Here is a 19,249-nt window from a genome sequence, read left to right as displayed (position 1 = left end):
GCTAGGCGGGGCTTTTTTGGTTCGGTATAGAAGCTTTGGCAGAGGTGTGGCTCTTTGATGGATTGAATGCGTACCCCTGTAGTACGGCGCGATAAAAAAGTATCAGGAGGCCTGGCGTAAGCGTGCTTCCTCGAGCGCCATCAGCGGTTTGTCGAGGTGAGGTAGATCGAAGACCAGCTCCTTGACGCCAGAGGAAGGCAGCTCAAACATCAGCTCCACCATAGCCTTTTCGATAACAGAGCGCAGACCACGCGCACCTGTACCGCGCTTAAGGGCGCGGCGGGCAATTTCGCGAAGAACGCCCGGCGTAAACCTAATCTCGATGCCCTCCATACGCAGCAACTCTTGGTATTGGCGAATGAGGGCGTTCCTGGGCTCGGTCAGGATACGTACCAGGGCTTCTTCGTCGAGGGCCTCGAGCTGCACCATCACCGGCATACGGCCTACAAATTCCGGAATCAAGCCAAATCGAACGAGGTCTTCGGGGATCACCTCGGGCTTTTCTTCGGCCTTCTTAGGGCGTGTAAAACCAATGGGGTTCTGGTCCACACGCGAAAGCACAATACGCTCGAGGCCATCAAAAGCCCCACCCAAAATAAACAGAATGTTCTTGGTATTCAGCGCGATGAACTCCTGATGGGGGTGCTTACGACCGCCCTGTGGCGGAACGTTGGCCACCGTGCCCTCGATGATCTTCAGCAAAGCTTGCTGTACACCCTCTCCCGAAACGTCACGGGTTAGGCTGGGGTTCTCAGACTTGCGGGCAATTTTGTCGATCTCGTCGATGTAGATGATACCCTTCTCTGCTGCTTGAACATCGAAGTCGGCTGCTTGAAGCAGGCGCAGCAAGACATTTTCCACATCCTCGCCAACATATCCTGCTTCGGTGAGGGTGGTGGCGTCGGCGATAGCAAATGGTACATCCAGCATTCGGGCCAGGGTCTCGGCCAGCAGGGTTTTTCCAGTTCCGGTCGGGCCAATCAGCAGCACGTTGGACTTCTGAACCTCGGCCTCCGGGTGCAGAAGACGCTTATAGTGGTTGTACACTGCAACTGAAAGGGTCTTCTTGGGCAACTCTTGGCCGATCACGTACTGATCGAGAAAGCTTTTGATTTCAGCCGGCTTGGGTAGGTGGCGCGGCCCTACAAAGTTGGGCTTGGGTTCAGCAGTCAGAAGATCGTTGGCCCGCTCGACGCACTCATTACAGATGTACACCTCGCCCAGGGGCGACTCAATCAGATGCTCTACCTCAGGGTGTTTTTTGCCACAGAAGCTACAAGAAGGCTTAGAGCGTCTCACGGCTAACCACCTGATCTACCAGTCCATAGCCCGCCGCTTCTTCGGCAGTAAGGTAGTAATCGCGCTCGGTATCGCGCTCGACTTTTTCCAGCGGCTGGTTAGTGTGCCGGGCAAGAATCTCGTTGAGCACCTTACGGGTCTTTAGTATCTGTTCGGCCTGGATTGCAATATCGGTGGCTTGTCCACCCAAACCCCTCGCCCAGGGCTGATGAATCATTACCTTGGAATGCGGCAAGGCATAGCGTTTACCGCGCTCACCAGCCGCCAGCAGCACGGCGCCCATCGAAGCCGCAAGCCCGACACAAATGGTCGAAACCGGGGCCGTCACAAACTGCATGGTGTCGTAAATGGCTAACCCCGCATCCACATCGCCACCAGGTGAGTTGATGTACATGCGAATCTCCTGATTGGGGTTTTGCGCTGCCAGAAAGAGGATTTGCGCCACAACCGTATTGGCTACCTGAGCATCTATGGGCGTACCCAAAAAAATGATGCGATCTTTGAGTAAGCGACTATAAATATCGTAGACTCGCTCGCCACGGGCAGTTTGTTCGATGACATATGGAACGATCATATCGGCTCTATTGTATGACTGAAGTTGAGGTCAAGAGGGCATTGGCGCACATAGGGCTGTTATGCCGGATTAGAAGGCCTTCCTAACCGAAGGAAAATAAGAAAGCCATCCTGTTGAATCCTACGGCTGCCGCGCTCCAGAAGCATTGTTGCCAGGCTGGTCGGAGCATGGCGGAGCTGTCGAATAGAAAAGCTTCCGCTACCGTATAGCAGCAAACCAATCGAGGTTGGTACTGGCGCAAAACAGTTCACACCAGTCAAAACGGATCCGGCAGGGTCTCCCCGACCCTGCCGTTATCAGTATCAGTATTGCTCAGGCTTGAGCACCCTCGAGGATTTTTACAGCCTCCATGAGGGCCTTGTCGTGCAAGCGCTGGATTCGTAAGCGGGCAATGGCTTCCTGCCCAAGTTCGCTCTGGAGCCTCGAGGGTGTTGTACGGTATGAGCGGGCCACTTCGGCCAAAAATTCGTTGAACTCTTCCTGGCTTAGCTCGGTCTTGAGTTCTTCGGCCAGGGCTTCCACCGCCAGGGAGCGGCGCAGGCGTTTACTTGCGCTCTGGCTCAGGTTTTGCTTGAACTCCTCGAGCTTGCCTTCACTTTCAAGTTGCTTGAGATACTCGTTAATATCGATCCCTTGCTGCTGTAGGTCTTCAGCCAGGCTTTCCAGCAAACTGCGCTCCTCACGTAGCTGCATGGTAGGGGGAATTTCAACCTCGAGCGCCTCGGCCAGCTTGTCCAGTAGTTGCGAAGCCTTGGTGTTTTGGGTTTCGCGCTCAAACTGTGCCTTGAGGCTTTCCCGAACCTTGGCCCTGAGGGCCTCGAGGTTATCTTCGCCCACCGTTTTGGCGAACTCGTCGTCAAGTTCAGGCAACTGCAAGGTCTTGACTTCCAGCACCTTGGTCTTAACCTCGCGCACTACGCTTTCACCGTCTTTTACCGGTACCAACACCTCGTCACCGGCCTTCTTGCCCAGCAAGGCCTCGCGCACGTGGGGCTGTGCATTCTCCATTACCACCGGGAAGCGGCCGCCGTCGTCGGTCTCGATAAACACGTGGTCGCTGGCCTGGGCTTCCCGCTCCACGGCCACCATTTCGCCGTAGCGGCTGCGCAAATCCTCTAGCGCACGGTTGACCACATCTTCGGTAAGCTCGGGCGTTTCGACCTCGAGCTTGATCGAGCGCCAGTCGGGAAGCTTTACTTCCGGGTAGTTCTCGACCTCAACAGTGTAAACGAAAGGCTCTCCAAAGGTCAGGTGTTCTTCCAGAACTCGAGCACCCACCGGCAGGAGTGAAAGTTCGCGGGCAGCTTTGGGGAAAGTTTCATCGCGCAAAACCTCTTTGACTTCGTCGAGCAGGGACTCTTTCCCTATCTTCGCCTCGATAACCTTGGCCGGAGCCTTCCCTGGCCTAAAACCTGGAACCCTGACCCGGCTGGCATAGTCGCTCAAAACCGAGCGGTAAGTTTGCTCAACCTGGCTGGCGGGAACCTCCACCTTGATTTTTACCTTGTAGCCATCGCGTTCTAAAATTTCTGCCACAACACACCTCGAGTTCGACCGCAGGGGTCGCCAAGGTCATAGTTTACAACCCCGGGTGCATTTGAGATGCACCTGCGGCATCTCCAGTAACACAGTTCGAAGTGTTTTGCAGAGATCTTTGAGTAAAGCCAACACACCGGCAACATCAGCGAGCCCTCCGACCCTCAGTGTTGTATCGGCAATTTCGGAAGCGGATGTAGGCGGGACACCTGACCCTGTATACCCCCTGCCCGTATGTAGTAGTTTGTGAAGCAAGGAGCAAGATATGAAAAACATCGTCGTACTAGGCGGAAACTTCGGTGGAATGACCAGCGCTTTCGAGCTAAAGCGTAGGCTGGGCAAAGAGGCCAGGATTATGGTGGTCTCGAGGCAAAAAGAGTTTGTTTACATCCCCTCCCTCATCTGGGTGCCATTTGGTCGCCGCAAGGTGTCGGATATCACTTTCGACGCCGAAAAAACCTTCCGTCGTGGAGGTATCGAGTTCATCTTGGGTGAGGCCACCAAGGTTAGGCCGCAGGATAACCAGGTAGAGCTAGCCGACGGAACCGTCATCGACTACGACTTCTTGGTCATCGCTACGGGTGCTAAGCTGGCCTGGGATGCCGTGCCAGGCCTGGGGCCCAAGGGCTATTCGCACTCGATCTTCACCCCACCCGACGCTGAAAAAACCTACGAGGCCTATAAGCAATTCCTGCAAAACCCAGGCCCGGTAGTAATTGGTGCAGTGCCGGGTGCTAGCTGCATGGGCGCAGGCTACGAGTATCTGTTCAATTTCGACCATCAGGTACGCAAGGCCGGCAAGCGTAAGCAGGTCAGTATCACTTGGGTTACTCCCGAGCCCAAACTCGGACACTTCGGCATCGGTGGCATGAGCGGTGGGGAAACCATGCTCAAGACCTTCCTGAAAATGCAGGGCATTGATTACCGCGCTAATGCCGCCATCACCGAGGTTCGTCCCGATGGTGTGATGCTCGCTTCCGGCGAGTTTCTGCCTTCAAAGTTCACCATGTTGGTACCACCCTTCGAGGGTGCCGACGTGATGAAAAATACCCCCGAGCTAACCGATGCCAAAGGCTTTGTGGAGGTAACAGACGGCTACCAAAGCACCCGTTATCCCAACGTTTTTGCCGTAGGCTTGGCGGCCAAAGTACCCAACCCCTTCAAGGGCGATGTGCCTTTCGGTGTTCCCAAAACCGGCTTCCCTACAGATGAGATGGCCAAGGTTGCTGCCCGCAACATCAGTGAGATTCTGCACGGCAATCTCAACAACCTACATTGCAAGTCCTTTGGCTCCATGCCCGCGGTATGCGTGATGGACGCCGGAAACAAGGAGGTCATCATCCTTGGCAATCATCTATTCCCGCCGCGGCAATTCCAGGTGATGCTACCCAACGTGCTTGGCGACTTCAACAAAGTGTTGGTTGAAAAAGCGCTCCTGCTCAAGTACCGCAACGGCTGGTCCTTCCTACCCTAGGTTTGTTGGCATCGCCCCTCCTCCTTCCCCTCTCTTTGCAGAGGGGTTTTTCTTATCGAAGGTCGTATCGGATAGATTGTCATCAAAAAAACAGTCGCTATAAAACGCAAAAACCCCGGCTCATTCCGGGGTTGTGTGGTGCGCGGAGGGGGACTTGAACCCCCACACCTTGCGGCACAAGATCCTAAGTCTTGCGTGTCTACCAGTTCCACCATCCGCGCATGAGGAGAAAAGCCTCTACAGGCCTTTCCCTTCGAGTTTTGGGGTGAGCGATGGGACTTGAACCCACGACCCCCGGTTCCACAGACCGGTGCTCTAACCGGCTGAGCTACGCTCACCGCGCCGCAACAGCAAAAGGTATTGTAGGCTCCACCCCTCTTAACGTCAAGCCAGCCAAAGCGGGCAAGTCGGCGCAATAATTGCTTGAAGCAGGCTCTTGGATTGACGCAGTGCCCTACAAATCCTATACTCGGCGCCAGGGTGTCAAACAATCGTTCGTTTGAAGAGGCTAAAGGAGAAAAGGCCAATCGTCGAGATGAAATTCTCGATGCCGCAGGCCAGTTATTTAGCCGTCAGGGGTTTCATGCAACGTCGATGCGGGATCTGGCCAGGGCTGTAAATCTACAGGGAGGCAGCCTGTACGCCCACATCCAGTCGAAAGAAGAGGTGTTGTTTGAGCTGGTTAATCGGGCCGCGGATGAGTTTTTGAGCAGCGCCGAAGCGATATCCCCCGATCTTTCACCCAAGGAGCAGCTCGAGCGTCTCGTGCGGGGACACCTCGAGGTCATCGTGCGTGAGCTGGACAATGCCACGGTTTTCTTTCACGAGTGGAAGTTCTTAAACCCCGAGCTACAACGTAAAATTACCGCCCGGCGGGATGCCTACGAAGCGCATTTTCGTAGAGTGATTGAAGCAGGTGTGCAGCAGGGCCAGTTTCAGGTTGAAGATGTTCGGCTTGCTGCCCTATTTGTTCTTTCGGCTCTTAACTGGACGTATCACTGGTATCGCCCCGGCGGCAAACTAACCCTCGAGGCGCTTTCGAACCAGTACTGTACACTCATCTTTAGAACGCTAGGCACCCGATAAACGGGCTACAGGGATAGCATAAAGTCTGTGGGTTACCGGGGCCCTCTGGCCAGCAAATTGGCAAATCCCAGCGCAAGTATCAGCACTACGCCCAGCGCCCAGTACGGAAACGTACCGGGAATCCAGCCCTGCCACTGGGCGAGGTAAATCAGGCCCCCCACCAAAACCGCAATTAATCCCCACAAGCCAAAAGGCTTCAAGCCTTCCATAGCATCAGTCTACTTTTTGTCCCGGTGCTGGTAGTAGTACTCCTCGTTGGGCACCCAACCCATCGCGTTGGCAATGCGGTTGGTGAAGTTGAACATGGCCGCAACCTGAGCGGCTTCGAAAATGGCCTCGTCGGAAAGCCCAATGGCGCGAAGCATCTGCACATCGGCAGAACTCATCACCGCAGAGTCCACGGTTATCTGGTGGGCGAACTCGAGCAGGGCGTGCTCTCTGGGCGTCAGGTGGGCCCGCCGGTAGTTGGCCGCGAGCACGTCGGGCAGCACAGGGTCGCCGGCAATCTCGCGCAAATAGGCCGAGTGGGAGGCCAGGCAGTACTCGCACTCGTTGGCCGAAGAGACCACCACTGCGATCATCTCGCGCTCTTTGCGGGTCAGGTGGCTCTGGCCTTCGTTGCGCATCAAATAGTCGTAGTAGCGAAACCAGCGCAGGAAGTGCTCGGGGGTGAGAGCAAAGTTGCGGGCTACGTTGGGGATAAAGCCGGTTTTTTCCTTGAACTTGCCAAACAACACCCGCACATCCTCGGGCACCTCGTTTTCGTCGGGCACCCTGACCCATGCGGTGGGCTTTGCTTGGGATTTGGTTTTAGAGGTGGTTTTTTTTCCGCTGGCCTTGGGGGTTTTTCGAGGGGTTGCCATGGTTATCCTCCCGAGTGGCTTATCCCTGAGCAGCCCAGCGTTGCGGGGTGGCTTTCTTTAGGAAGTCGACAATGTCCTGGGTGCTGGTACCAGGCCCAAAAACCGCCGCCACGCCCATCTCTTTGAGATAGGGTACGTCTTCGTCGGGGATAATGCCACCGCCAAAGAGCAAAATGTCGTCGGCGCCCTGTTCTTTTAGCAACCGCCGCACCTCGCTGAAGTAGTGCATGTGCGCCCCCGACAACACCGATAAGCCAATAGCATCTACGTCTTCCTGCAAAGCAGCAGAGACTATCATCTCTGGGGTTTGCCGCAAGCCCGTATAAATGACCTCCATTCCTGCATCGCGCAGGGCCCGGGCCACCACCTTGGCCCCTCGGTCGTGACCATCGAGACCTGGTTTTGCTATGAGTACCCGTATTCTTCTGTCCATACGCTTATCTTACGGTACGGCCGCAGGAAACGACCAGTTGTCAAAGGCCAAATCCTTCAGCGCTTGAAGTGCTGGATATCTGGCTTGACAGGTGGTGGCCTGGGTAGAAGCACAGATGGCGTGCTAGCATAAAAGCATGAACCACCCCGAGCTAAAGCCGGTGTTGGAGCGCATCCTGGAGGTGGTGCCGGCCCGGCAGATTATTTTGTTTGGCTCGAGGGCCAAAGGCCAAGGCCGCCCCGACAGCGATTACGATTTGCTGGTGGTGGTACCAGAGGAGTACATCACCCTAGAAAACTATAAAGCCTTGTACCGCTGCCTTGGTCAGGTTAGGCGGAGCTTTGGGGTAGATTTGATTCTGACTACACCTGAACAGCTCGAGCGCGCGCGCAAGGCTTGGATGCCCATCTACTCCGAAGCGCAGCGCAACGGTCAGATTGTGTATGCCGGGTAAGGGCAACAACCCAAAAGCCTGGTTACTGCGGGCCAAAGGTAGCCTTGCCCGCGCCAACGCAGGCCGCCTCGCCCCAGAAATTCTTTACGAAGACCTCTGCTTCGACGCGCAGCAAGCCACCGAAAAAGCCCTCTAGGCCCTGCTGCTGGCATACCATCAGCCCTTCCCCAAAACACACGACATCGGCCTCTTGTTGCAGCAGTTGGAAGCAGCAGGCATGGCCGTACCGGAGGAGATCAAAGCTGCCGAGGTGCTGTCTTTTTACGCCGTGGTAACCCGCTACCCAGGGGATTACCCCGATCTGGATGAGGCCGCCTACCTAGAAGCCCTCGAGCTTGCCCGGCGGGTGGTGGCCTGGGTGGAAATGCAACTTAAGGCCTAAACTCTCGCAGTACACATCAACCCACCAGGTACAGCACCTCGCTCAGGGCCTGCACATACTCCTCGGGGCGCAGGCCTTTTTTGGGGATGCGGAAGCCGGGGGGGTACTGGGTGGGTTCGACCCGGAAGGGCAGGGCCCGCAGGGCTTTGGCGTCGTAGTCGAGGGCGGAGGTCTGGAAGGCGATTTGCAAGTGCAGCATGTCCTCGGTGATGGAGACCACCCCCCGGCCCTCGGCCAGCAGGCGCAGGCGGGTGAGGGCCAGGAAGTTCTCCACCTCCTGGGGAGCCGGGCCGTAGCGCTCCTTGAGTTCTTTGACCAGGCGGGCGAGCTGGGCCAGGTTTTTGCACTCGGCCAGGCGGCCATAGTAGCGGCTGCGGGCGGCGGGGCTCTGGATGTACTCCGGGGAGAGCCGGGCCGAGAGCTGTAGGTCGAGGGTCACGTGGCGCTCGGGTTCGGTCTGTTCGCCCTTTAGCTTGCGGATGGCCTCGGAGAGCAGCTCGGTGTAGATTTCCAGGCTCACCGCGCGGATGTGGCCGTGCTGCTCGGGGCCCAGCAGGTTGCCCACCCCGCGGATTTCCATATCCTTTTCGGCCAGCAGGTGGCCGGAGCCCAGGTCGGAGAGGTCGGCAATGGCGGCCAGGCGGCGTTCGGCCCCTTCGGTGAGGCGCAGGGGGTGGAAGAGGTAGGCCCAGGCCTCCTGGTCGCGCCGCCCCACCCGGCCCCGGAGCTGGTAGAGCGCGGCCAGGCCCAGCTTATCGGCCCGCTCAACCAGGATGGTGTTGGCCTCGGGGATGTCGAGGCCGGACTCAATGATGGTGGTGGCTAGAAGTACATCGAAGGCCCCCTCGGCAAAGGCCAGCATGGTCTCCTCCACCTCGGACTCGTGCATCTGCCCATGCACCACCCCGAAGCGGGCCTCGGGCACCAGGGCTTCCAGGTAGCTACGCCGGGCCAGGATGGTGGCGACCCGGTCGTGCACGTAGAAGGCTTTGCCACCGCGCTCGAGCTCGTCCATAATGCCTTGCCGCACCAGGGCCGGGTCGTAGGGGGCCAGCAGGGTGCGGATGGGCTTGCGGCCGGGGGGCGGGGTCTGGATGCTGCTGAGGTCGCGCAGGCCCACCAGGGCGCTGTAGAGGCTGCGGGGGATGGGGGTGGCCGAGAGGTAGAGGGTGTCCACGGCCTCTTTGAGTTCGCGGATGCGCTCCTTCTGGCCCACCCCAAAGCGGTGCTCCTCGTCCACTACCAGTAGGCCCAGGTCTTTGAAGCGCACGTCGGGCGAGAGCAGCCGGTGGGTGCCGATCACGATGTCTACCGTGCCCTGCTCGAGGCCCCGCAGTACCTCGCGGGCCTCGCGCTCGGAAGTGAAGCGCGAGAGCGCCGCCACCCGCACCGGCAGGCCCGCCAGGCGCTTCTGAAAGGTCTCCTTGTGCTGCTCGGCCAGGAGGGTGGTGGGCACCAGCACCGCCACCTGGGCCCCATGCCCCACCACCCGGAAGGCCGCCCGCAGGGCCACCTCGGTCTTGCCAAAGCCCACGTCACCCGAGATCAGGCGTTCCATGGGCCGGGGGGCCTCGAGGTCGCGCAGGGCCTCCTCGAGGGCCTTCTGCTGGTCGGGGGTGAGTTCGAAGGGGAAGTTTTGCTCAATAAGAACATCCCAGTCCGGCAGCGGCCCAAAAGCCCGTCCCGGCGTGGCCTCGCGCCTGGCGTGCAGCACCAGCATACGCTGGGCCAGTTCTTCCGCATCTTTGGCGGCTTTTTCGCGGCTCCGCTTCCACTCGCCCTTGCCCAGCGAGGAAAGCGCCGGGGGGTCGTCGGTGGTGCCAGGGTGGCGCTTCAGGAGCGGGAGCAGCTCGACCGGCAGGTACATCCGGGCCTCGCCCGCATAGCGCAGCACCAGGTAGTCGCGCTGGGCCCCCAGCACCTCGCGGGTCTCCAGGCCCAGGTACTGGCCGATGCCGTGCTCGGGGTGGATCAGGTAGTCGCCCACGGCCAGGGCGCCGGGGTCGGTTTCCTCGCCGGAGAGCAGCTTGCGGTTACGCAGCACCTCGGCCCCGCCGAAGGCGTACAGGTGGGCCTCGCTCAGGTAGACGGTGCGGCGCTCGGGCTCGAGGAAAGCCCCTTCGAAGGAGGCCGGTACCAGGTTGAGGCTGCCGGGACGGGGGCCCAGGGTGGGGGTGGAAACCACGGCCAGGTCGGGGTAGCGGGCCTGAAGCTTGGAGAGCAGGTAGTTTCGGCTTTTGGCGTGGCGATAAAAGAACACCACCGACCAGCCCGCCCCCACCCAGTTATGCACATCCTCGACAAACTGGGAGATGCGGGCCCGGTAGGGGGGCAGGGGCTTGTAGTCCAGGGACAAGGTGGGCAGTTCGGGCCCCCCCAGGCCAAAGGCCACCCGATCCCGCCCGGCCAGCAAAGGCCACAGTGCCTCCGGGGCCAGGGCCGGGGTGTCGAGGAAGACCGGGCCGGGGAAGTGCAGAATCTTGTGGGAGTCCCAGGCTTCGGCCTTGCCCGCACGGGCCGTGAGGACGTGGCGCTGGCGGGGCTGGCCGTCTACCTTCAGCACCTCGAGCTCGTCACCAAAAAACTCGAGGCGCACCCCGCCCAGCTCGAGGACGTCCCCCTGTACGCGGTAGTCCTCTTCGCGCAGGTATCCCATGCGCAAAAGGCGCTCCAGCAGCTCGTCGCGCAGGTAGCGCCGGCCCACCTCGAGCACCAGCCGCCAGTCTTCGGGCTGGGAGGGAAAGCCCTCGAGAGCCGCGCGGTAGCTCATCACCACCACCCCGGCCTCGCCGATGGCTTCCAAACCAGGGTTCACATAGGCCGAGACCCCCAGCGCGCCCAGGTCGGAATACAAACCCAGCCGCTCCTCGGGGCAGAGCAGCACCCGGGGGCCTGGGTGCTGGGCGAAGATCAGCGCGCGGGCCACCTGGGGCAGGCCGGGCAGGTAGCGGTTCAGAACAGAGGGCTCGGTAAGGTTCATAACAAATCATCGAAGCCCACCAGGAAAACCTGGGGGGTGTCGGCTCCAGTCTACAGGGACAGCGCCGATTGCACTACCGGCGGCTCTAGCGGGCGAATGCCATCATTGTAGCGTCTGATGTTATCATTTAAGCATGGTTCGTACTCAGGTACAGCTCGGGGAAGCACAGTGGCAACAACTGCGGGAAATGGCTCAGCGCGAGGGTATCTCCGTTGCGGAGGCCGTGCGCAGGGCCGTAGATCGAATGTTGGAAGAAAAACAACAAGCCTACCGCTGGCGCAAAGAACAGGCCCTGGGCGTGGTGGGGCGCTTTGCTTCGGGCCTGCAGGATGTGAGCAAAAACCACGACCGCTACCTGGAGGAGGCCTTTGACCCTCGTTGACACCTCGGCCCTGTATGCCCTTCTAGATCGGGACGACCAAAACCATCTAGAAGCCAAAGAACGCTGGGAGATGCTCCTGGAAGAAGGTGAGCCCCTTTGCACGCACACCTATGTGGGGGTAGAAATCACTGCCCTGGTACAGCGCCGGCTGGGGATAGAAGCCGTGCGCGCGCTCGAGGCGTTAATGGGCGTGATAGCCTTATACCCTGTGAGCCTGGCCCTGCATCAGCAGGCGTTGGCTGCCTTGCTTAGCGCCGGGCGTCGAGAGGTAAGCCTGGTAGACTGGGTGAGCTTTTTGTGGATGCGAGAACAAAACATCCGCCAGGCTTTCGCTTTTGATCAACACTTTCTCGAGCAGGGGTTCACCAGCCCCCCTTCCAAAACACCATGACCGACGTACTTATCATCTCGGGCGGCAACGCCGAAGACCTGATTGGGGCCACCCTCTGCCAGCACCTGGAGGGCCTGCGACTGGTTGCGCTGCCCCTGGTAGGCCCGGGCCGGCGCTACGAAGGCCGCGTTGAACGCATCCTGGGGCCACGCAAACAGATGCCCTCCGGGGGCTTTCCCTTCAACAGCCTGGAAAACCTGCTGGCCGACCTGCAGGCGGGTTTTTTGCAAGAAATCGTCCTGCAAATCCGCGCAGCCCAGCTTGCCCGCCGCGAGGTGCGGGCTGTTGCGGTGGTAGGCGATGCCTACGCGCTGGCCGTGGGGGTGCTGGCCTCGGACTGGGGGCGGCTGCCCCTTTTTCACCTTCAGCCTCAAATTTCGCACCATTACTGGGCAGGACGAAGTGTGTGGGAGCGGTTGCGCCAGCCCAACCAGTTCGCCGCCGAAGACTATATGTTCTACGAGCGCTGGATGCACCGCTTTGTACGGGCCGTATATGTGCGGGACAAGCTCAGTGAGCAGCGGGCCCAGCAGCTTGGCATGCATAAGGCCCGTTTTGTGGGCAGTATGGCTATGGACACCCTGGGCCCTCCTGAGCGCGATTTGAACGGGCTGCTGGACGGGCGCAAGGTGCTGGTGCTCTTGCCCGGCACCCGGGCCGATGTGCGCTTCAGCCTGCCCCTCATGCTGCAAACTGCTGCGCTGCTACCTGAGCTGCAACCCCTGGTGGCCTGGGCCGGCGACTTTACCAACGTACCGCTGGCCGAGGGCTGGGCCCTGGCCATCCAGGATGAGCAAACCGCCATCGCCCAACACAACGGTCAGCAGGTCTGGCTCTTGCGGGGGGGCTTTTCGGCTATTCTGCACGTGGGATATGTGGCTATTGGCACCGCCGGCACTGCCAGCGAACAGGCGGCCGGAATGGGTATCCCGGTGGTGGCCTTCCCCACCCCAGGGCCGCAGTACATCTACCCCAACGCCCTGCGGCAAAGCCGGTTGCTGGGCAAGGCTATGCGCTTAGTGGAGGCTAAACCAGAAACCATAGCGGAGGCAGTTCGGCTGTTTTTGCTGAACCCTGAAGCCCGGGAGGAGGCACGGCGAGAGGGGTTTGAGCGCAATGGGCCGCAGGGAGCTATACCTAAAATTGCCGCAGAAATCCAAGCGATACTATGAACGAAAAAGTACTGGCCCTGGTCGTCACCCACAACCGCAAGCACCTGCTGGCCGAGTGCCTGGACTTACTGGCCGCGCAGGATCGCCCCCCCGATCATGTTTTGGTGGTTGATAACGCCTCTACCGACGGCACCCCGGCCCTGCTGGCTGAGCGTGAGGTTGAACACCTGCGCCTCGAGCGCAATACCGGGGCTGCCGGGGGTTTCCACTTTGGGCTGGCCGAGGCCCGCCGAAGGGATTTCGACTGGGTCTGGCTCCTCGACGACGACGCCCACCCAAGGCCCGACAGCCTCCAGAAGCTGTTGGAGGGCCTGGAGCGGGCTCGAGGTATCGGCCCCGAGCCCAACCTTGTGCTGAGCCGCCTGCTCTGGGTAGACGGGCGCGTTCATCCCATGGGCATACCCTGGCCCGATCTCCGCAGGCCGGCTCTTATGCTCAAAGCACATTCCCAAGGTCTGATGCCAGTTCGCTTTGGCACGTATGCCTCCATGCTGGTCAATCTGCGAGCCGCCCAAACCCATCCCCTTCCAACGGCGGCCTATTTTTTGTACAACGACGACCTCGAGTACAGCGGGCGCCTGCTGCGCCGGGGGGTGGGCTACCTCGTGCGAGACAGCCTGGTGGTGCACAAAACCCGCAACCCCTATAGCTCGGCAATCAACGCTTCGGACGAGGTGTTTTACCTCGAGGCCCGCAACCGGGCCTGGCTGGTGCGCTCCGATGCCTTTGGGCCCCTTGGCAAAACCTACTGGCTACTGAATAGCCTGGGGGTGTTCGCGGTTCGCCTCCTGAAAAAGGGGCCACAGGGTATAAAACCCATCTGGAAAGGCTGGCTCGAGGGGTTCCGTACCTCCCCGGAATCAAACAATCAGCTTTAATATGAGTTTCCGCAAAACCGAACGGCCAACAACGAGGGAAAGTACGCGGGTCAAAAGCAAGCAGCATCTCGTAGTCGATACCTTTTGCTTATTGAGCGCCGGATAGGCTGTTAGAATCGCAGTATGGGTTTCCACCAAGCAGAGCCGGCTCGGCTCAATGGGCCGCTTAGTACAATGACGGCAGCATATCTTTTATATTGCCTTTGGTTTAGAGCCAGCCTTAGAGCTCCCAGAGCCCCGAGGAGGGTCATATGAACGCCTTGGACAAGCTTCCATGGCAGAAGCAAGAATTTCCCAAATTCATCGCGATGCTCTCCACGCTGGGACTCTTGGAGTTCACTCGCTCGGCCTTCTTCTGGGTATACATGCCCTTCTCATCCAAGGAATTAGGTCTTAGCCTGAGTCTGGTCGGCCTGGCCTGGGTTGTTCACTCTCTAACCGAAGCTTTGAGTCGCGGAGTGGGTGGTTTTCTGGTTCAGCGCATAGGCTTTGGCGCAGTGGGTGTGCTTTCGGGCCTGGTAGGCCTGCTGGCTTTGTCCGGTACAATTCTCAACCCAAATGGCTGGTTTTTACTGGGCAGTATGTTGCTGTGGGGCCTTAGTATCTCTGGTTTGCAGCCGGGCTATCTATCTTTTGCTAGCCGAATTGCCGTGTCCGGACGGGAAGGAAGGGCCATCGCCTATTCACAGTTTCTGGTAATGCCCTGGATTGGTCTGGGCTGGGTTTTAGGAACCTTTTTTATAAAAAATCTGCCTGAAAGCACCTCGCTGCTTCTCTTTGTTGCCCTGGGTTTGGTCACCCTGCTGGGTCTGATTAGCCTGGGCGTCCGGGAGCCTTTGCCGAAACATAGCCTTAGCCTTCGACAGCTCGTGCCGGTATTGATCGTCGTTCCAACCGCCTTCGCTCAGCTTTTTTTGCAAAACCTCTTCAATCTGATTATCCTTAAGTTCACTCTGACACAGCTCAAGCTCACCGAGTGGCAGCTTTACCTGGCCATCGGCTTGGCGGCGGTGGTGGTTTTTTTGGGTGCAGGTGTTTTCGGTCGCCTGCCTGACCGCAAAGGGGTCTGGCTTCCCTTAACTGCAAGCTTGGGCACTTTAGCAGCCATCTTCTTGTTGATTGCGCAGCAACCCTCGTACCCCCAATTCCTGCTATTGTGCCTGCTGGGCGGTGCGGCTTTTGCCACCTTCGTGCCTAGCTGGAATGCGCTCTTGGTGCGCTTGTTACCCACAGAGAATCGGGCAGCCATCTGGGGATCTTTGATGGTAGTGGAAGGACTGGGTGCGGCCACCGGACCGGCGGTAGGTGGGTTTTTATGGGACTGGCTGGGCCCCAGCGGCCCATTTTGGGGCGGGGCTGTGGTGTGCGGGCTATTGATCCTCTTTTACGGTTTTGTTTATTGGAAACTCCAGCGAGGCATCACTGTTTAGGCTTTTCTAAAGCAGGTTGTACCGTTCAGCAGTTAGGAATAGCGCTCGAGCGTTCTAACTGGGCAGGCCGTCCCTACATCCCGACCGCCAAAGCCCATAGAATATAGCCGCTATGGGATACCGAATCGAAACCGACACCATGGGCGAAGTGCAGGTCGAAGAAAGCCGCTACTGGGGGGCCCAGACCCAGCGTTCGTTACAGAACTTCCCGATTGGGCAGGAGCGCTTCAAGATGCCCCGCTCCATCATCCGGGCCATGGGCATCCTAAAAAAAGGGGCGGCTTTAGCCAACGCCGATCTGGGTGAGCTGCCTCGAGAGAAGGCCGACCTCATCGTGCGGGCTGCCGACGAGGTAATTGCCGGCAAGCTGGATGACCACTTTCCACTGGTGGTCTTCCAGACTGGCTCCGGTACCCAGACCAACATGAACGCCAACGAGGTCATTGCCAACAGGGCCAATGAGCTGGCCGGGAGTCCGCTGGGCTCCAAAAAACCTATTCATCCCAACGACGATGTCAACCGCGGCCAGTCCTCCAACGACACCTTCCCTACGGCCATGCACATCGCGGTAGTAGAGGAGCTGCACCGACAGCTATACCCCAATGTGCAAAAGCTGCGCGATACCCTGGCCGCCAAGGCCGAGGCCTATAAGGATGTGGTGAAGGTTGGCCGCACCCACCTGCAGGACGCCACCCCCATTACCCTGGGGCAGGAAATTGGAAGCTGGGTAGCCCAGATAGACTACTGTCTTGGAGAGGTTCGCCACGCCGAGCAGGGCCTCTATGAGCTGGCCATTGGCGGAACGGCGGTGGGTACTGGTCTTAACGCCCACCCCAAGTTTGGTGACCTGGCCGCCTCGTATTTTGCCAAGGAAACTGGCTTCCCCTTTGTTTCGGCCAAAAACAAATTTGCCGCACTCGCAGCCCACGATGCTCTGGTCACCACCAGCGCCGCCCTGCGTACCCTGGCCGGGGCTCTGATGAAGATGGCCAACGATGTACGCTGGCTGGCCTCGGGCCCACGCAATGGGATTGGCGAGATTATCATCCCTGAGAACGAACCCGGCAGCTCCATCATGCCAGGAAAGGTCAACCCCACCCAGAGCGAAGCTATGACCATGGTGTGCGTCCAGGTCTTTGGGAACGATGCGGCGGTGGCTTTTGCGGGTTCCCAGGGCAATTTCCAGCTCAACGTGTTCAAGCCGGTTATGGTGTACAACGTCCTGACCAGCATTCAACTGCTGGGGGATGCCTGCGCCGCCTTCAACGACAACTGTGCGGTGGGTATTGAACCCAACCTACCTCGTATCCGAGAAAACCTAGAGAAAAACCTAATGGTGGTCACCGCCCTCAACCGCCACATCGGCTACGACAAGGCTGCAGCCATCGCTAAAAAGGCCCACAAAGAAGGTACCAGTCTCAAAGAAGCAGCCCTGGCGCTGGGCTACCTAACCGAGGAAGAATTTGATAAGTGGGTGGTGCCCCTAGAGATGACCCACAACTAGCGGCATTTTGAGACCTCAGTCACAGCCCGAACCGGACATGCGGTAATAGAGTACACCTGGGAGGTTCAACTATGAGTTATCCGTTCAAACTACCCGAACTCGGTTATCCCAAGGATGCACTGGAGCCCTACATTGACGCGTTGACCATGGAGATTCACCATGGCAAGCACCATGCGGCCTATGTGAACAATCTGAATGCAGCTCTGGAAAAGCACCCCGAGCTGCATAGCTGGAGCCTCGAGGATCTGCTGACCAAAATTGACCAGGTGCCCGAAGACATCCGCACCGCGGTGCGCAACAACGGCGGCGGCCACCACAACCACACCCTATTCTGGGACATCCTTACCCCCGGTGGCTCCAAAGAGCCCACCGGCAAGCTGGCCGAGGCCATCAATGCCACCTTCGGCTCTTTCGAGGAACTGAAAGCCAAGCTAACCCAGGCTGGCGCGACCCGCTTTGGCTCCGGCTGGGCCTGGCTGGTCAAGGACAAAGACGGCAAGCTGCAGGTCTATAGCACTGCCAACCAGGACTCCCCCCTGATGGAAGGCCACACACCGCTTTTGGGCATTGACGTGTGGGAGCACGCCTACTACCTCAAGTACCAGAACCGTCGCCCCGACTATCTGGCGGCCATCTGGAACGTGATTAACTGGGACAGGGTGGCCAGCCGGTTTTGAGCCACCTGCGAAAGAAGGCCGGGGAATCGCTCCCCGGCCTTTGCCATGTAGGCGGGATTGCTATGGAATGATGTTGTAGTTGGTCGCGGTAAAGTTGAGTGAACCTGAGGCGATCTGGTCGGGCTCGTAGAGCGCTAAGTTGTAGAAGAACGAGTGTTTGACTAGACGGCCGTCCAGGATTGCATCCGCTACGTTGGAGCCGGGATTGCGGACGTTGATTGCGTTGAGCGCGTACCAGGCGTAAGCGCTCCCAACCGCGTTGCGGGCCGGCGCTGGCAGGCCACTGGGAAGGGTGATGGAGGTATCGGTGGTGGCTCCCAGCCACGTGTCACCTGCGCCCCCAGCCATATATGTGTAGTAGAAGTTCTTCCCGCTCACCGGGGTGTAGGAGAAGGTCGGCGTGGTGGTGTTGATGGCCCCAACCGGACCAACCGTGGCGGCCAAGCTCGCCAAGCTCAGGTTAATCCCGGTCAGGTTGCCAGGGGCGACGTTGAGGATGTCGCTATGCTCCCAGCTTTGCTGCGGGAAAGCACCACCAATAGCGGTCACGCGATACTGGATTCCGGGCAGATCCACTACGGCCAGCGTGTAGTTGGGGCTGGCCGTAGTTGTACTGGCGAATGGCTGTAGTTGGACGTAGGAGTTGTTCACCTTAATGGAGGCGACCACCTGTGCAGAAGCGATGCCGGATGGGAAGGCTACAGAGCCCGAAATCGTCCTGGAGGTGGCGGGCACGACGGTCAGGCTCTTGTTGGTCACGTTGCCGGTGGTGACACTAACATCGTCAATGGCTACCTTAACGACCGTACCACCCCCGTCCCGCTCGATAAACAACGCCTTACCGTTGATAGTGGGAACGCAGAGGGAGTTATCGTGGGTGATCGAAATGGAGGTGTTGGTCGCTCCTGGGGCCAAGGCGCCCGACTGCCGGAAGGAGATTAGCGGGGCGATGCTCACACCGTCCCCCACGAAGTAGACCCGGCCTGTGTTCCCGGCACCCACCGCAGCCGAGAGTGTGATGTTCAGGGTCGAGTTGGCCAGGGTGCAGAAGGTGGGCGGCGCGGCCAGCGTAGTCACCACCACTTTGGGGTCGGTGCGGGTCACGTTCGCGTAGGTGACGGGCAGCAGGCCGGTCGCCGCGTTGGGAACTACCGACAGGGTATATGGGGTTTGCACGCCCGAAACGCTGAAGTCGCCCGACGCGTTGGAAAGCACCAGCGGTTTCGCGCCGGTCGAGTCCCTGACCTGGACACTCACGCCGTCAATGGGATCGCCGTTGAACTTGAGCACCTTACCGGCTACCGTGATGGTAGTAGGCGGGTTAATTGTAATCGTGGCGGTATCGCTCAGGCTGCCCGAGGTAGCCGTGAGGGTGACGCTGGTGGTGCTGGCCACGGTGGCGGGCGGGGTGTAGGTGACGGAGGTGCCGGTGGTGGCAGAGAGCGTACCAAGGTTAGGGCTCAGTGCCCAGTTGATGGTGCCGGTGGCGTTGCTGAGGGTGGCGTTGAAGGTGGCGTTGCCGGTGCCCGCGGCTAGGGTCGCGGTCTTGGGCGAGACCACCAGGCTCGGGGTGGTGCCCCCGCCGCCCCCACCGGAGCAGGCCGTCAGCAGGGAAATCAAACACATGCTCAGGAGCCACAATAAACGTTTCATACAAACCTCCGAGCTCAACCATGTTGATGGGTTTCAGGTTGTAGCCAGCTAGAGGCTAGCAAGGCTGGCGTTATATCGCCG

The 19,249-nt window shown here is 59.2% G+C and carries 20 protein-coding genes and 2 tRNA genes; 12 read left to right on the top strand and 10 right to left on the bottom strand.

Annotated features, from left to right (window positions below; all coding sequences use genetic code 11):
- Window positions 1-102 precede the first annotated feature (102 nt).
- From clpX to tig, 3 genes are all read right to left on the bottom strand, one after another.
- On the bottom strand, window positions 103-1,299 hold the full coding sequence (clpX, locus tag Q0X18_RS05715; RefSeq protein WP_297559624.1) for an ATP-dependent Clp protease ATP-binding subunit ClpX: 1,197 nt from the start codon (window positions 1,297-1,299) through the stop codon (window positions 103-105).
- Window positions 1,286-1,873 carry an ATP-dependent Clp protease proteolytic subunit gene (locus tag Q0X18_RS05710; RefSeq protein ID WP_297559622.1) on the bottom strand — a complete coding sequence of 196 codons (588 nt, stop codon included), beginning with the start codon at window positions 1,871-1,873 and terminating at the stop codon, window positions 1,286-1,288. The genes clpX and Q0X18_RS05710 overlap by 14 nt, the downstream gene beginning before the upstream one ends.
- Window positions 1,874-2,185: 312 nt before the next feature.
- Window positions 2,186-3,409, bottom strand: a complete 1,224-nt coding sequence (gene tig / locus Q0X18_RS05705) for a trigger factor (RefSeq protein WP_297559620.1) — start codon at window positions 3,407-3,409, stop codon at window positions 2,186-2,188.
- A 265-nt stretch (window positions 3,410-3,674) separates the two neighbouring features.
- Here tig and Q0X18_RS05700 point away from each other — a divergent pair, with 265 nt between their 5' ends.
- Window positions 3,675-4,883, top strand: coding sequence for an NAD(P)/FAD-dependent oxidoreductase (locus Q0X18_RS05700; RefSeq protein WP_297559618.1), 1,209 nt, complete (start codon window positions 3,675-3,677; stop codon window positions 4,881-4,883).
- A gap of 136 nt (window positions 4,884-5,019) precedes the next feature.
- Here Q0X18_RS05700 and Q0X18_RS05695 read toward each other — a convergent pair.
- Window positions 5,020-5,104: transfer RNA gene (locus tag Q0X18_RS05695), tRNA-Leu, on the bottom strand.
- Window positions 5,105-5,144: 40 nt separating this feature from the next.
- Window positions 5,145-5,221, bottom strand: a tRNA-His gene (locus Q0X18_RS05690).
- Window positions 5,222-5,363: 142 nt separating this feature from the next.
- Between Q0X18_RS05690 and Q0X18_RS05685 the strand changes: the two genes are divergently transcribed.
- A complete protein-coding gene (locus Q0X18_RS05685; protein WP_297559615.1) occupies window positions 5,364-5,969 on the top strand; it encodes a TetR/AcrR family transcriptional regulator in 606 nt (201 codons plus the stop codon).
- A gap of 32 nt (window positions 5,970-6,001) precedes the next feature.
- Here the strand turns inward: Q0X18_RS05685 and Q0X18_RS05680 are convergent, their stop codons facing one another.
- Genes Q0X18_RS05680 through Q0X18_RS05670 form a run of 3 tightly spaced genes read right to left on the bottom strand, consistent with a single transcriptional unit; the run spans window position 6,002 to window position 7,265 of the window.
- Window positions 6,002-6,178 carry a hypothetical protein gene (locus Q0X18_RS05680; RefSeq protein ID WP_297559613.1) on the bottom strand — a complete coding sequence of 59 codons (177 nt, stop codon included), beginning with the start codon at window positions 6,176-6,178 and terminating at the stop codon, window positions 6,002-6,004.
- 9 nt (window positions 6,179-6,187) lie between these two features.
- Complete coding sequence (locus Q0X18_RS05675; protein ID WP_297559611.1) at window positions 6,188-6,832, bottom strand: peroxidase-related enzyme; 645 nt, start codon at window positions 6,830-6,832, stop codon at window positions 6,188-6,190.
- A 19-nt stretch (window positions 6,833-6,851) separates the two neighbouring features.
- Complete coding sequence (locus Q0X18_RS05670; protein WP_297559609.1) at window positions 6,852-7,265, bottom strand: cobalamin B12-binding domain-containing protein; 414 nt, start codon at window positions 7,263-7,265, stop codon at window positions 6,852-6,854.
- A gap of 136 nt (window positions 7,266-7,401) precedes the next feature.
- Here Q0X18_RS05670 and Q0X18_RS05665 point away from each other — a divergent pair, with 136 nt between their 5' ends.
- The 3 genes from Q0X18_RS05665 to Q0X18_RS05655 are packed head-to-tail and all read left to right on the top strand — an operon-like array spanning window position 7,402 to window position 8,101.
- Entirely contained in the window at window positions 7,402-7,719 is a 318-nt protein-coding gene (locus tag Q0X18_RS05665; protein WP_297559607.1) for a nucleotidyltransferase domain-containing protein, read from the top strand.
- Window positions 7,709-7,855, top strand: a complete 147-nt coding sequence (locus Q0X18_RS05660; RefSeq protein ID WP_297559604.1) for a hypothetical protein — start codon at window positions 7,709-7,711, stop codon at window positions 7,853-7,855. Before Q0X18_RS05665 ends, Q0X18_RS05660 begins: the two co-directional genes overlap by 11 nt.
- A gap of 3 nt (window positions 7,856-7,858) precedes the next feature.
- The gene (locus Q0X18_RS05655) at window positions 7,859-8,101 is read left to right on the top strand and encodes a HEPN domain-containing protein (protein WP_308446051.1); all 243 of its coding nucleotides are present in this window, start codon (window positions 7,859-7,861) and stop codon (window positions 8,099-8,101) included.
- Window positions 8,102-8,117: 16 nt separating this feature from the next.
- On the opposite strand, the gene mfd is transcribed toward Q0X18_RS05655, so the two are convergent.
- A complete protein-coding gene (gene mfd / locus Q0X18_RS05650; protein WP_297559602.1) occupies window positions 8,118-11,081 on the bottom strand; it encodes a transcription-repair coupling factor in 2,964 nt (987 codons plus the stop codon).
- Between the two features lie 133 nt (window positions 11,082-11,214).
- Between mfd and Q0X18_RS05645 the strand changes: the two genes are divergently transcribed.
- From Q0X18_RS05645 to Q0X18_RS05615, 7 genes are all read left to right on the top strand, one after another.
- Entirely contained in the window at window positions 11,215-11,463 is a 249-nt protein-coding gene (locus tag Q0X18_RS05645; RefSeq protein WP_297559600.1) for a ribbon-helix-helix protein, CopG family, read from the top strand.
- A complete protein-coding gene (locus tag Q0X18_RS05640) occupies window positions 11,450-11,854 on the top strand; it encodes a type II toxin-antitoxin system VapC family toxin (RefSeq protein ID WP_297559598.1) in 405 nt (134 codons plus the stop codon). Before Q0X18_RS05645 ends, Q0X18_RS05640 begins: the two co-directional genes overlap by 14 nt.
- The gene (locus Q0X18_RS05635; RefSeq protein ID WP_297559596.1) at window positions 11,851-13,026 is read left to right on the top strand and encodes a lipid-A-disaccharide synthase-related protein; all 1,176 of its coding nucleotides are present in this window, start codon (window positions 11,851-11,853) and stop codon (window positions 13,024-13,026) included. Before Q0X18_RS05640 ends, Q0X18_RS05635 begins: the two co-directional genes overlap by 4 nt.
- Window positions 13,023-13,904 carry a glycosyltransferase gene (locus Q0X18_RS05630; protein WP_297559594.1) on the top strand — a complete coding sequence of 294 codons (882 nt, stop codon included), beginning with the start codon at window positions 13,023-13,025 and terminating at the stop codon, window positions 13,902-13,904. The genes Q0X18_RS05635 and Q0X18_RS05630 overlap by 4 nt, the downstream gene beginning before the upstream one ends.
- A gap of 251 nt (window positions 13,905-14,155) precedes the next feature.
- Window positions 14,156-15,334, top strand: coding sequence for an MFS transporter (locus Q0X18_RS05625; protein WP_297559592.1), 1,179 nt, complete (start codon window positions 14,156-14,158; stop codon window positions 15,332-15,334).
- A 112-nt stretch (window positions 15,335-15,446) separates the two neighbouring features.
- The gene (gene fumC / locus Q0X18_RS05620; protein ID WP_297559590.1) at window positions 15,447-16,838 is read left to right on the top strand and encodes a class II fumarate hydratase; all 1,392 of its coding nucleotides are present in this window, start codon (window positions 15,447-15,449) and stop codon (window positions 16,836-16,838) included.
- Between the two features lie 71 nt (window positions 16,839-16,909).
- Window positions 16,910-17,515, top strand: a complete 606-nt coding sequence (locus Q0X18_RS05615; RefSeq protein ID WP_297559588.1) for a superoxide dismutase — start codon at window positions 16,910-16,912, stop codon at window positions 17,513-17,515.
- Between the two features lie 60 nt (window positions 17,516-17,575).
- Here Q0X18_RS05615 and Q0X18_RS05610 read toward each other — a convergent pair whose 3' ends face one another.
- On the bottom strand, window positions 17,576-19,168 hold the full coding sequence (locus Q0X18_RS05610) for a carboxypeptidase-like regulatory domain-containing protein (RefSeq protein ID WP_297559586.1): 1,593 nt from the start codon (window positions 19,166-19,168) through the stop codon (window positions 17,576-17,578).
- Window positions 19,169-19,249: the final 81 nt, after the last annotated feature.

The sequence above is a fragment of the Meiothermus sp. genome (assembly GCF_026004075.1).
Lineage (GTDB): Bacteria > Deinococcota > Deinococci > Deinococcales > Thermaceae > Meiothermus.
Note: the sequence above shows the minus strand (reverse complement) of the source record. Positions and strands in the feature narration are given on the sequence as shown.

Coding starts and splice junctions, on each gene's coding strand:
- Q0X18_RS05710 (WP_297559622.1), bottom strand. CDS start 1,873: ATGATCGTTCCATATGTCATCGAACAAACTGCCCGTGGCGAGCGAGTC.
- Q0X18_RS05700 (WP_297559618.1), top strand. CDS start 3,675: ATGAAAAACATCGTCGTACTAGGCGGAAACTTCGGTGGAATGACCAGC.
- Q0X18_RS05680 (WP_297559613.1), bottom strand. CDS start 6,178: ATGGAAGGCTTGAAGCCTTTTGGCTTGTGGGGATTAATTGCGGTTTTG.
- Q0X18_RS05675 (WP_297559611.1), bottom strand. CDS start 6,832: ATGGCAACCCCTCGAAAAACCCCCAAGGCCAGCGGAAAAAAAACCACC.
- Q0X18_RS05670 (WP_297559609.1), bottom strand. CDS start 7,265: ATGGACAGAAGAATACGGGTACTCATAGCAAAACCAGGTCTCGATGGT.
- Q0X18_RS05665 (WP_297559607.1), top strand. CDS start 7,402: ATGAACCACCCCGAGCTAAAGCCGGTGTTGGAGCGCATCCTGGAGGTG.
- Q0X18_RS05660 (WP_297559604.1), top strand. CDS start 7,709: ATGCCGGGTAAGGGCAACAACCCAAAAGCCTGGTTACTGCGGGCCAAA.
- mfd (WP_297559602.1), bottom strand. CDS start 11,081: ATGAACCTTACCGAGCCCTCTGTTCTGAACCGCTACCTGCCCGGCCTG.
- Q0X18_RS05645 (WP_297559600.1), top strand. CDS start 11,215: ATGGTTCGTACTCAGGTACAGCTCGGGGAAGCACAGTGGCAACAACTG.
- Q0X18_RS05635 (WP_297559596.1), top strand. CDS start 11,851: ATGACCGACGTACTTATCATCTCGGGCGGCAACGCCGAAGACCTGATT.
- Q0X18_RS05630 (WP_297559594.1), top strand. CDS start 13,023: ATGAACGAAAAAGTACTGGCCCTGGTCGTCACCCACAACCGCAAGCAC.
- Q0X18_RS05625 (WP_297559592.1), top strand. CDS start 14,156: ATGAACGCCTTGGACAAGCTTCCATGGCAGAAGCAAGAATTTCCCAAA.
- fumC (WP_297559590.1), top strand. CDS start 15,447: ATGGGATACCGAATCGAAACCGACACCATGGGCGAAGTGCAGGTCGAA.
- Q0X18_RS05615 (WP_297559588.1), top strand. CDS start 16,910: ATGAGTTATCCGTTCAAACTACCCGAACTCGGTTATCCCAAGGATGCA.
- Q0X18_RS05610 (WP_297559586.1), bottom strand. CDS start 19,168: ATGAAACGTTTATTGTGGCTCCTGAGCATGTGTTTGATTTCCCTGCTG.